Annotated in this window: 11 protein-coding genes; 10 read left to right on the top strand and 1 reads right to left on the bottom strand. The window is 65.8% G+C overall.

Annotated features, from left to right (window positions below):
* Positions 1-221 precede the first annotated feature (221 nt).
* From HEQ22_RS00945 to HEQ22_RS00975, 7 genes are all read left to right on the top strand, one after another.
* Entirely contained in the window at positions 222-971 is a 750-nt protein-coding gene (locus HEQ22_RS00945; RefSeq protein WP_432769333.1) for an electron transfer flavoprotein subunit beta/FixA family protein, read from the top strand.
* A gap of 114 nt (positions 972-1,085) precedes the next feature.
* Positions 1,086-2,015 (top strand): electron transfer flavoprotein subunit alpha/FixB family protein, encoded by a 930-nt coding sequence (locus HEQ22_RS00950; protein ID WP_432769334.1) that lies wholly within the window; start codon positions 1,086-1,088, stop codon positions 2,013-2,015.
* Between the two features lie 12 nt (positions 2,016-2,027).
* Positions 2,028-3,368, top strand: coding sequence for a DUF389 domain-containing protein (locus tag HEQ22_RS00955; protein ID WP_432769335.1), 1,341 nt, complete (start codon positions 2,028-2,030; stop codon positions 3,366-3,368).
* A 97-nt stretch (positions 3,369-3,465) separates the two neighbouring features.
* Complete coding sequence (locus tag HEQ22_RS00960; protein WP_432769336.1) at positions 3,466-4,458, top strand: cupin-like domain-containing protein; 993 nt, start codon at positions 3,466-3,468, stop codon at positions 4,456-4,458.
* 88 nt (positions 4,459-4,546) lie between these two features.
* On the top strand, positions 4,547-5,443 hold the full coding sequence (locus tag HEQ22_RS00965) for an energy transducer TonB (protein ID WP_432769337.1): 897 nt from the start codon (positions 4,547-4,549) through the stop codon (positions 5,441-5,443).
* A 77-nt stretch (positions 5,444-5,520) separates the two neighbouring features.
* Positions 5,521-6,864 carry a phosphotransferase gene (locus HEQ22_RS00970; protein WP_432769338.1) on the top strand — a complete coding sequence of 448 codons (1,344 nt, stop codon included), beginning with the start codon at positions 5,521-5,523 and terminating at the stop codon, positions 6,862-6,864.
* Between the two features lie 19 nt (positions 6,865-6,883).
* Positions 6,884-8,173: an acyl-CoA dehydrogenase family protein gene (locus HEQ22_RS00975; RefSeq protein WP_432769339.1), complete on the top strand. Its 1,290-nt coding sequence runs from the start codon at positions 6,884-6,886 to the stop codon at positions 8,171-8,173.
* Between the two features lie 151 nt (positions 8,174-8,324).
* Here the strand turns inward: HEQ22_RS00975 and HEQ22_RS00980 are convergent, their stop codons facing one another.
* Positions 8,325-8,630 carry an alkylphosphonate utilization protein gene (locus tag HEQ22_RS00980; RefSeq protein WP_432770915.1) on the bottom strand — a complete coding sequence of 102 codons (306 nt, stop codon included), beginning with the start codon at positions 8,628-8,630 and terminating at the stop codon, positions 8,325-8,327.
* Between the two features lie 102 nt (positions 8,631-8,732).
* Between HEQ22_RS00980 and HEQ22_RS00985 the strand changes: the two genes are divergently transcribed.
* Genes HEQ22_RS00985 through HEQ22_RS00995 form a run of 3 tightly spaced genes read left to right on the top strand, consistent with a single transcriptional unit; the run spans position 8,733 to position 11,899 of the window.
* A complete protein-coding gene (locus HEQ22_RS00985; RefSeq protein ID WP_432769340.1) occupies positions 8,733-10,472 on the top strand; it encodes an N-acyl-D-amino-acid deacylase family protein in 1,740 nt (579 codons plus the stop codon).
* Positions 10,473-10,476: 4 nt separating this feature from the next.
* Positions 10,477-10,869, top strand: a complete 393-nt coding sequence (locus HEQ22_RS00990) for a hypothetical protein (protein WP_432769341.1) — start codon at positions 10,477-10,479, stop codon at positions 10,867-10,869.
* A 22-nt stretch (positions 10,870-10,891) separates the two neighbouring features.
* Positions 10,892-11,899: a zinc-dependent alcohol dehydrogenase family protein gene (locus tag HEQ22_RS00995; protein ID WP_432769342.1), complete on the top strand. Its 1,008-nt coding sequence runs from the start codon at positions 10,892-10,894 to the stop codon at positions 11,897-11,899.
* Positions 11,900-11,901: the final 2 nt, after the last annotated feature.

An 11,901-nucleotide genomic window follows, 5' to 3' on the forward strand; every position in this document is an offset into this window, starting at 1 on the left:
CCCGCCGGGAGAGGGATGCGAAGCCTTGCGGACTTGTCCGCTAGTCGAAGCTGGGTGAGGGTTAGGGCAGCCAGTCGTCACCCTCACCAAGTCCGACTGGGCAGCAACCTGCCAAGCCTCCCGATCCTCTCCCACGGTAGAGGCATTGGGAAGCCAGGTTGACGTTTACGTAAAGCGCAATTATGGCGCAGTGCACAAGTTTTGAGAGGAGCCAAGAGCCCATGAAAATCCTCGTCCCCGTGAAGCGGGTGCTCGATTATAACGTGAAGCCGCGGGTCAAGTCCGACGGCACCGGTGTCGATCTGGCCAATGTCAAAATGTCGATGAACCCGTTCGACGAGATCGGGGTCGAAGAAGCGATCCGCCTCAAGGAAAAGGGCGTCGCGACCGAGATTATCGCCGTGTCCGTCGGCCCGCAAAAGGCGCAGGAAACGCTGCGCACCGCGCTCGCGATGGGCGCCGACCGCGCGATTCTCGTGCAGACCGACGATGCCGTCGAGCCGCTGGCGCTCGCGAAGATTTTCAAGGCCATCGCCGACGCCGAACAGCCGGGTCTCGTGATCCTCGGCAAGCAGGCGATCGACGACGATAACAACCAGACCGGCCAGATGCTCGCCGCGCTGACCGGCTGGGCGCAGGGCACGTTCGCCAGCGCGGTCAATGTCGAAGGCGATCATGTCAGCGTGACGCGCGAAGTCGATGGCGGCCTCGAAACGGTGAAGCTCAAGCTTCCCGCGATCGTCACCACCGACCTCCGTCTGAACGAGCCGCGCTATGCTTCGCTGCCGAACATCATGAAGGCGAAGTCGAAGCCGCTCGATACCAAGACCCCCGCCGATTACGGCGTCGACACCGCGCCGCGGGTCAAGGTGGTCAAGGTATCGGAACCGCCGGTTCGCTCGGCCGGGGTCAAGGTCGCCGACGTCGATGAACTGGTGGCCAAGCTCAAGGCGATGGGCGTCCATAGCTGAATCTATCCCCCGTTCGTGTCGAGCGAAGTCGAGACACCCAACGGGACAGCGCAAGGTCGAGGGGCATCTCGACTTCGCTCGATGCGAACGGGACGGGAAGAAGGAACGTACGAGATGAAAACTCTGGTTTGGGTCGAACATGACGGCAAGGCCGTCAAGGACGCCACGCTCGCGGTGGTCACCGCCGCGTCGAAGCTTGGCGAGGTCCATCTGCTCGTCGCCGGTAGCGGCGTCGATGCGGTCGCCAAGGAAGCCGCCGGCATCGCTGGGGTCGGCAAAGTCCACGTCGCCGACAACGCCGCTTTTGACCATAATCTGCCCGAAAATGTCGCGCCGCTGGTCGCCGAACTGATGAGCAGCCACGACGCCTTCCTCGCGCCCGCGACGACCACCGGCAAGAATGTCGCGCCGCGCGTCGCCGCACTGCTCGACGTGATGCAGATCAGCGAGATCCTGTCGGTCGAAGGCGAGAAGACCTTCACCCGCCCGATCTACGCCGGCAACGCGATCGCGACCGTCGAATCGAGCGACGCCAAGCTCGTCCTGACCGTGCGCGGCACCGCGTTTGACAAGGCGGCGATGACCGGTGGGTCGGGTACCATCGAAGCGGTGAGCGCGGGCAGCGATGCCGGCATCTCAAGCTTCGTCGGCGCCGAGATCGCCAAGTCGGAGCGTCCCGAACTCACCTCGGCCAAGATCATCGTGTCGGGCGGGCGTGCGCTCGGGTCGAGCGAGAAATATGAAGAGGTCATCGTCCCGCTCGCCGATAAGCTCGGCGCCGCGCTCGGGGCTTCGCGCGCTGCGGTCGATGCGGGTTATGTGCCCAACGACTATCAGGTCGGCCAGACCGGCAAGATCGTTGCGCCGCAGGTCTATTTCGCGATCGGCATCTCGGGCGCGATCCAGCATCTCGCCGGCATGAAGGATTCGAAGACGATCGTCGCGATCAACAAGGACGAAGACGCCCCGATCTTCCAGGTCGCCGACTTCGGCCTCGTCGCGGATCTGTTCAGCGCCGTCCCCGAACTGACCGGCAAGATCTAGGCCACCACGCCAGTGGCGGGCAATCATCCCGGGGTTCCCGGAATGGGCGGCGCGCCGTTCGATGCCGGTGGCCGCGAGGCGGCACGGTCGCATCGCGCGCGCCGCGACGACGACAATGACGATGTCGAGGACGACGATCATACGCGCGCCCTTGTCCTCGCCAGCGTTGCGCGCGACGCGCGGCTCGATCAGAAATTCCTGCTGCTGATCACCCTGTCGGCGGCGATCGCCACGCTTGGGTTGTTACAGGGGTCGGCGGCGGTGGTGATCGGGGCGATGCTCGTGTCGCCGCTGCTCGGCCCGATCATGGGGGTCGGTTTCGGACTCGCGACGCTCGAAAGCAGCCTCATCAAACGATCGCTGGTGACGATGGCGGCGGGCATGGCGCTCGCGATCCTCGTCGCGATGGTGATCATCTGGCTGTCGCCGATCCAGGATGTCACCGCCGAATTGCGCGCGCGGACCCAGCCGACCTTGCTCGACCTCGGCGTGGCGGTCGTCGGCGGCATTGCGGGCGTCTATGCGATCATGCGCAAGCTGTCGGGGGTGATGGTCGGCGTCGCGATCGCGACCGCGCTGGTCCCGCCGCTGTCGACGATCGGATTCGGGCTGGCGACCGGCCGCTTCGATTTCGCGCTGGGCGCGTCGCTGTTGTTCCTGACCAACACGCTGGCGATCGCCTTTGCCGCGACGATCGTTGCGCGGCTCAACAAATTCGGCCCGTCGATGACGGCGCAGCACACCGCGATGCAGGTGGTCGGCATCATCGTCACGCTCGGCATTCTTTCGATCCCGCTCGCGCTGTCGCTCAACGACATTGCCCGCGAATTGCGCGCGCGCACGACGGTGCAGGCCGAACTCGACCGGCTGCTCGGCAAGGACGACCGCGTCGATACGCTCAACGTGCGGCTCGACGGCGACGATGTTGCGGTCGACGGCGTCGTGCTCGTCGATCAATATGCCGCGCGGCTGAATGCCGAACTCGCCGCCAAGTCGCGCGACAAGCTCGACCGCTCGGTGCGCGTCAGCATCGTCCAGTTGCGCCAGCAGACCAATGCGGCGGCCGAGTTCGAAGAGCAGCTCAACCGCCGGATCGCGACGCTGGAACAGCGCGACGCCGACAGCCGCAACGTCATCGCCGGACTGACCGTCGGCGCGCTCGTGCCGCGCGAACGGATACTGATCGACGGGCAGGCCCGCCGCGCGGTCATCCAGCGCGACCGCGAGGCCGAAGGCGAACAGGTTGCCGCGGCAGTCGACCGCATCATGGCATCGGTGCAGGCCGACTATCCGCAGTGGCTGATCACAAACGGCACGCTGGCGCCGGTGGAAGACCCCGCCGAATCCGAATAACGGCGCAGGCGAAGTGTCATCACGGCGTCATCCTTTTGTCATCGACGCGCGCTTGAGAGCGGATGACGCCGGTCGTTCGAATCGAGGAGCTCGTCCCATGCCCCAACCCGACAAACGGGCGCTGCTCGCCGCGGGACTTGCCGCGGGCGAAGACGACGCCGCCCTCCACGCGCGGCTGGTAACCGCCGGCGTGTCGGCGGCCGCGGCAAATTATGAAATCGACCGGCTGGGCAAGGATCCGATGGCGGCGATGCTGCGGCGGCAGGCGGCACGCATGGCCAAGCAGCGCTGGTTGTTCGCCAATCAGCGGCGCCTCGCGATCGAGGCCGACGAAGGGTTCGCGCTCGACACGCTAGATCGCCCTGCACCCGATCATTTCTACCGCCATTATTACGCCGCGAACCGTCCCGCGAAGCTGGTCGGTATCGTCGATCACTGGCCGGCGCTCGCGCGCTGGTCGCTCGACCATTTTGCCGCCGTGGCGGGCGATGCGGTGGTCGAGGCGCAGGTCGAGCGCGAACGCGACCCCGATTACGAACTCGCCAAGGACGATCACCGCCGCCGCCTGCGCTTCGGCGAATTCATCGACTGGCTGCGCGACGACGCGGCGAGCAACGACGTCTACCTCACCGCCTACAACAGCGGCACCAACGCCGCGGCGCTCGCCCCGCTGTGGGGCGACCTCGCGCCGATCGCGCTGCTCGCCGACGACCGCCCGCAAGGCGGCTTCTTCTGGCTCGGCCCGCGCGGCACGCTGACCCCGTGGCACCACGACCTCACCAACAATCTGCTGGTGCAGGTGATCGGGCGAAAACAAGTGCGCATGGCGCCGCCTTGGGCGTTCGACCGGATGAAGAACGCCCGACACTGCTTCTCGGACTGGGGCAATGCGGCGCTGCCCGCGGGCGTCGGCGACGCCGAGACGCCGCCAGTGCTCGAAACCGTCCTCGCGCCGGGCGAGGCGGTGTTCCTGCCGGTCGGCTGGTGGCACCAGGTCGAAGCGCTCGACCTGTCGGCCAGCATGAGCTTCACCAGCTTCCGCCGCACCAACGCGCATGTCGAGGATTATGCATCCTATGGGGTGATTTAGGCGGCTTGCTTCGGCTGCGGTGCACCTTCAATCTTGGCGGTGGCAACACCCCCTTGCACGTTTCAAATCCGCAACTTAAGCTTGACCTATGGGACGCAGGGGATGGCCGATTTCGATCGCGTTGGCGATGCTTGTTGCGCCGGGAGCGGCGCAGGCGGCCGAGGATGTTATCGAACTGGCGCCGACCACGCCGTGGAACGTCCATTATGCCGACGACTATTGCCGACTGGCGCGCATCTTCGGCGCCGACAAGCATAAGCTTACCCTCTCGATTGAACAGGACGCGCCGGGCAGCAGCTTTCGCATGACGCTGGCCGGGCCGCTGCTGCGCCGGCTCGACCGCCAGGACGAAGCGCGCGTCACCTTCGGTGCGATGCCCGCGCAGCGAATCATGTTTTTTCCCGGCACCGTCGGCAAGGACCAGACCGCCTGGATTTTCGGCGATACGGTGCGGCTGAAACCCTATCCGGCCGAAGAAATCGCCTTCGCCGCAGCGAACGGTTACGCGCGATCGTCGATCGGAGAAATCACTGAAGCCGACGAGGCCGCGGTTACCAGCGTGCTGATCGGTCGGCCGCTGCGCAAACCGGTGCGGTTGAAGACCGGACCCATGCAGGGCGCGTTCGCGGCGATGCGCAAATGCACCGACGAACTGCTCGATCATTGGGGAATCGACGTCGCGCGGCATCGCGCGCTTTCGCGCTGGGTCATGCCCGCCGGCAATCCCGGAAAATGGTTGAACAGCGGCGACTATCCCGCCGCCATGCTGTCGCGCTGGCAGCCGGGGATTGTGCGGTTTCGCCTGTCGGTCGGCGCCGACGGCAGTCCGACCGCCTGCCATATCCAGCGTTCGACCAACAGCGAAGGCTTCGACGACGCGGTGTGCAAGGGGCTGATGCGCCGCGCGCGCTTTGAACCAGCGCTCGACAAGGACGGACAGCCGATCGCCTCTTATTATGTCAATGCGGTGCGCTTTCAGTTTTGAGCGGGCGTAACCGTGCTTGCCGCGCCGAAAGCGGAAAACGGCTTGCCCCGATGCAAAATACTTAGCATCATTAAGTAATGACCGATCTCGCCGCGCCGCTGTCCGCCTTCATGACCCGCGTTGCCGGCCCCGGCACGCTATCGGGGCTCGCACGTCTGTCGGGCGGCGCCAATATGGAGAGCTGGGCGTTCGACTGGGGCGCGTCCAGCCATAGGGGCGCCTATGTCCTGCGCCGGGCACCGTCGGCCGACTATATGGCGGATCGCCCCTATGGCCACGCCGACGAGGCGGCGCTGGTGATGGCGGCGCATGACGCTGGGGTGAAAGCGCCCAAGGTTGTCGGCGTGCTGGCGGACAGCGACGGCATGGGGACCGGTTATGTGATGCGCCGGGTGATCGCCGAGGTGAACCCGGCAAAGATCGTACCGGCGCCGCCGCCGTCGCTGATCGCCGATCTCGGCCGCGAGATGGCGCGCATCCACGCCATCCCGCGCGCCGCCATTCCCGCCGCGATCCCGTTGATGGACACCGGCGCCGCGCTCGCCGAGCTCAAGGCGCGCTTCCTGACCTATGGCGGCGACCGCCCCGCAATCGCGCTGGCGATCAAATGGTGCGAGGATCATCTGCCCACGCCTGCCGAACCGGTGCTCGTCCATGGCGACTACCGGATGGGCAATATCATGGTCGACGGTGACGGGCTTGCGGTCGTGCTCGACTGGGAGCTCGCACATCGCGGCGACGCGCATGAGGATCTGGCGTTCGGCTGCATGACGGTGTGGCGGTTCGGCCAGCTCGACAAGCCCGCCTTCGGGGTCGGCAGCATCGAGGAGTATTTCGCGGCCTATGAGGCAGCGGGCGGCGCCCCGATCGACGCCGCGCGGTTCCGCTTCTGGCTCGTCTATCGCACCCTGTGGTGGGCGCTCGGTTGTCTGCAGATGGGGCAGGCGTGGCGCAGCGGCGCCGACACGACGGTCGAACGCGTCGTGGTCGGGCGGCGCACCGCCGAACAGGAGCTCGACCTGATCGCGCTGCTGGAGGAGGAAGCGCCGGCAGCCGAGCGCGCCCGCGCGCTGCCCCCGTCGCCGTCCGCCGCGCCGGTGCCGGCCGGCGAGCCGACCAACGCCGAAATGGTGCAGGCGGTGCGTGACTGGCTGGCGAGCGAGATTAAGCCGCGGTCCGAAGGCCACGGCAAGTTCCAGGTCGCGGTCGCGATGAACGCGCTCGGCATCGTCATGCGCGATCTGGGCGCCGGCGCCCGCGCCGAGGATCAGGCGCTGGCCGCCGCGATGATGGCCGGCGCGACGACGCTCGCCGAACCCGGACTGCTGGCGCGGATGCGCCGCGCCGCGCTCGACAAATGCGCCGTCGACAGCCCCAAATATGCCGCGCTCGCGCGCGCCCGCGCCGCGTGGGGCGGATAAGAACAAGGGAGAGAAAATAATGGATTTTGCGATGCCGGCCGACCTGCAGGCCTATCTACACGAACTCGATGCCTTCATCGACGCCGAGATCAAGCCGCTAGAGGACGCCGACGACAATATCCGTTTCTTCGACCACCGCCGCGAACATGCGCGCACCGACTGGGACAACCAGGGGCTGCCGCGGCATGAGTGGGAGCAGTTGCTCCGGCAGGCGACGCGCAAGGCCGACGCCGCGGGGCACTGGCGCTTTTCGGCGCCCAAGAAATATGGCGGCAAGGATGGGTCGAACCTGTGGATGGCGGTGATCCGCGAGCATTTCGCCGCCAAGGGGCTCGGTCTCCACAACGACCTGCAGAACGAGCACAGCATCGTCGGCAATTTCCCCTTCGTCGAGATGTTCGAACAGTTCGCGCAGAATGACGAGCAGAAACAGGAATTCATCCTCGGCGGCTTCGAGGGCAAGCGCCGCACCGCCTTTGGCCTCACCGAGCCCGACCATGGGTCGGACGCGACGCATATGGAAACGCGCGGCGTTCGTGAGACGCGGGGCGGCGTTGACGGCTGGCGGATCGACGGGCGCAAGATGTGGATCACCGGCATGCATGTCGCGACGCACTGTGCGACCTTTTGCCGCACCGACGGCAAGGACGGCGATGCGAAGGGGATCACCTGCCTGCTCGTCCCCACCGGCACGCCGGGGATGACGGTCGATGAATATATGTGGACCTTCAACATGCCGACCGACCATCCGCGCATGACCTTTACCGATGTCTGGGTGCCCGACAGCGCACGGCTTGGCCCGGTCGGCGGCGGGCTGTCGATCGCGCAGAGTTTCGTCCACCAGAACCGCATCCGGCAGGCGGCCTCATCGCTGGGCGCCGCGGTGTTCTGTATCGAAGAGTCGGTGAAATATGCGCGGCAGCGCAAGCCGTTCGGAGAGCCGCTGAGCAAAAATCAGGCGATCCAGTTTCCGCTCGTCGAACTCGCGACCCAGGCCGAAATGCTGCGCCTGCTGATCCGCAAGACCGCGTGGGACATGGACAATATGCCGCACAAGGAGATCGAACATAATCTCTCCGACAAGGTCAGCATGTGCAATTACTGGGCGAACCGCCTCGTCTGCGAAGCCGCCGACCGCGCGATGCAGGTCCACGGCGGCATCGGCTATTCGCGCCACAAGCCCTTCGAGCATATCTATCGCCACCACCGGCGGTATCGGATCACCGAGGGGGCCGAGGAGATCCAGATGCGCAAGGTCGGGGCCTACCTGTTCGGGTATCTGGGGCCGAGGCGGGGGACGTTGGGGTGATACTCAAATCCTCCCTGTGGCGAAGCCATGGGGAGGGGGACCGCCCGCAAAGCGGGTGGTGGAGGGGCCGCGACGTCGCGTTATCGCCCCTCCGTCAGCGCTTCGCGCTGCCACCTCCCCATCGCTGCGCGACAGGGAGGATTTTTTCGCCCTACCGCTTCCTGACAAACTCCGCGCGCAGCACCAGCCCCTTGATCCCGTCATGCCGGCAGTCGATTTCCTGCGCATCGCCGGTCAGGCGGATCGACTTGATGACGGTGCCGACCTTCAGCGTTTGTCCCGCGCCCTTGACGATCAGATCCTTGACCAGCACCACCGAGTCGCCATCGGCGAGCAGATTGCCGACCGCGTCGCGCACTTCGGGTCCTGCGGCATCGGCGGCATCGCGCGCCGCGATGTCCGCGGCGGACAGCCATTCGCCGCTCGCCTCGTCATAGACATAATCATCGTTGCTCATCGCTCCGCCCTGCGCCCCCAACGGATGCGGGTCAATGGCGCTTGGCATATCGGCAATCCATGATAGGTTTCGAGGTGAAACCAAATAATCGGGAGAGTCGAGATGTTTGATCTGGTGATTCGCGGCGGCACCGTGGTCAATGGTTCGGGCGGCGCGCCCTTTGTCGCGGACGTCGCGGTCGATGGCGACCGGATCGTTGCGGTCGGCGAGAATCTTGGCGCCGGGCGCGACGAAATCGACGCGAGCGGCAAGATTGTCACTCCCGGCTTCGTCGACGTCCACACCCATTATGACGGGCAGGCGACATGGGACCAGGAAATGGCGCCGTCGAGCTGGCACGGCGTCACCACCGTCGTCATGGGCAATTGCGGCGTCGGCTTTGCCCCCGCCAAGCCCGACCGCCACGATTGGCTGATCTCGCTGATGGAGGGAGTCGAGGATATCCCCGGCACCGCGCTCGCCGAGGGCATGTCGTGGGATTGGGAGACCTTCCCCGAATATATGGACGCGCTGGAGAAATTGCCGCGCACCGTCGATGTTGCGTGCCACGTCCCGCACGGTGCGGTGCGCGCCTATGTGCTCGGCGACCGCGAAAAGCCCGGCGCGATCCCGACCGATGCGGACATCGCCGAAATGTCGCGCATCGTCGAGGAAGGCATTCGCGCCGGCGCACTCGGCTTTTCGACCAGCCGCACCGTACTCCACAAATCGATCGACGGCGAGCTGGTCCCCGGCACCACCGCGACCGCCGAGGAGCTGATCGCGATCGGCCGCGCGATGGGGCGCGTCGGTTACGGCGTGTTCGAAATGGCGAGCGACCTCAAGCGCGAGTGGAACGAGTTTCAGTGGATGGGCGATCTCAGCCGCGAAACCGGCCTTCCGGTGACCTTCGCCGCGCTGCAATCGATCGCCAAGGAATTGCCGCTCGAAGAGCAAATCGAGGAGATGCGGCGCCAGAATGCGACCGGCGCGAACATCGTCGCGCAGATCGCGCTGCGCGGCAACGGCATCATCATGGCGTGGCAGGGGACGGTGCACCCCTTCCGCTTCAAGCCCGCGTGGAACGAGATCATCGACCTGCCGTGGGCCGAGCAGCTCGCGAAGCTGAAAGACCCGGCGTTCAAGGCGCGGATGATCGCCGAGGATAATGTCTGGCCCGAAAGCGACATCATCGATTTCCTGAAGATCGTCGCGCTCGGCTGGCCGGTGCAGTTCGAAATGGACCCCGACTTCAATTACGAGCCGAAGATGGACGAAAGCATCATGGCGCGCGCCACCGCGGCGGGGGTCTCGCCCGACGAATATGCCTACGACCTGCTGATGAAGGACGATGGCAAGGGCTTTATCTATTTCCCGATCCTCAACTACCGCGACGGCAACCTCAATTTCCTCGAGGATTTGCAGCATGCCGACGACACGGTGAACAGCCTGTCCGACGGCGGCGCGCATTGCGGCACGATCTGCGACGCCGCGTCGCCGACCTTCATGCTCCAGCATTGGGTGCGCGACCGCGCGGGCAAACGCATCGCGCTCGAACATGCGGTCAAGCGCCAGTGCCGCGACACGGCGCTGCTGTACGGGCTCGAGGATCGCGGCGTGCTGGCACCCGGCTATCTCGCCGACCTTAACGTCATCGATATGGACGCGATCAAGCTCGGCAAGCCGTGGCTGGCGTTCGACCTGCCGGCGGGCGGCAAGCGGCTGCTGCAAAAAGCCGATGGCTATGTAGCGACGATCAAGTCGGGCGAGGTGACCTTCCGCGATGGCACGATGCAGGGACCGACCCCCGGTGGCGTGATTCGCGGCCCGCAGCGCGTCGAAATGGCCATGGCGGCGGAATAGGCGCATGTTTGACGGCGCCGGCCTGCTCCGACTTGCGTACGCCGCGAACATATTGATCCTCGTTCCCGTCTGCTGGGGCATGTTCCTCGGCAGCGGGGTCGCGAGCGTGTTTGAAGGCAAGATCGATGAATCGGCGGGGCTGCGACTGCTCGTCGGCAGCCTGTGGTTTGCGATTCTCGCGTGCAGCATCGCGGGGCTCGCGATGCCAAAGCTGTTCGCGCCGCTACTGGTGGTGCAGATCATCTACAAGAGCTTGTGGCTGCTCGTCTTTGTCGCGCCGCTCGTCGCGGCGGGGCGCAGCGGCGACGTGCCGTGGGGCATTTCGGCCAGCTTCATCGCGATCGTCGCGACCTATCCCTTTCTGCTCTGGAAATCGGGCGCGCTCTCCGCCGCCTGATCGGTAACCCAAGGATGATGACATGAAAGCCATGCAATTGCGCGCGCCGGCGTCGCTCGACAATCTGACGCTGATCGATCTAACCGACCCCGGCGATCCGGGGTCGGGCGAAATCCGGGTGCGACTGAGCGCGTCGTCGCTCAACTTTCATGACTATGCCGTCGTCGTCGGAATGATCCCCGCCGCCGACGGGCGCATCCCGATGTCCGATGGCGCCGGGACGGTCGAGGCGGTGGGCGAGGGGGTCACGCAGTTCAAACCCGGCGACACCGTCGTGTCGATCTTCTTCCCCGAATGGATCGACGGCGCCCCGCCCGCGACCGCGTTCCGCGGCGTGCCGGGCGACGGTATTGACGGCTATGCGCGCGAAGTGGTGGTGACGCCGCAGCATTGGTTCACGCGCGTTCCGCAGGGGTACAGCGTTGCCGAAGCCGCGACCTTGACCTGCGCCGGCCTCACCGCATGGCGCGCTTTGTTTGTCGACGGGGTGACGCAGCCCGGATCGACGGTGCTCGTGCAGGGCAGCGGCGGGGTGTCGGTGTTCGCGCTGCAATTCGCCAAAGCCGCGGGCGCGAAGGTGATCGCGACCAGCTCGTCCGACGCCAAACTCGAACGGCTGAAGGCACTCGGCGCCGACGAACTGATCAATTACAAAACGTCACCGGCGTGGGGCGCCAGGGCGCTGGAAATCACCGGCGGGGTCGGGGTCGATACTGTCGTCGAAATCGGCGGCGCGGGCACCCTCGACCAGTCGATGGTCGCGACGCGCGTCGGCGGCCATGTCGCGCTGATCGGCGTGCTCGCGGGCTTTGCCGGACCGGTGCAGACCGGCCTGCTGATGGCGAAAAATCTGCGCGTGCAGGGACTGACGGTCGGCAGCCGCGCCCAGCAACTCGCGATGATCGCGGGGATCGAGGCGAACGGCATTCGCCCGGTGATCAGCGATCATTTCCCGCTCGAACGCTTGGCCGACGCCTTTCGCCATCAGGTCGCTAACGGCCATTTCGGCAAGATCGTCGTCGATATCTGACG

Origin of the sequence: Sphingopyxis sp. (assembly GCF_050916055.1) — a bacterium.
Classification (GTDB): Bacteria; Pseudomonadota; Alphaproteobacteria; order Sphingomonadales; family Sphingomonadaceae; genus Sphingopyxis.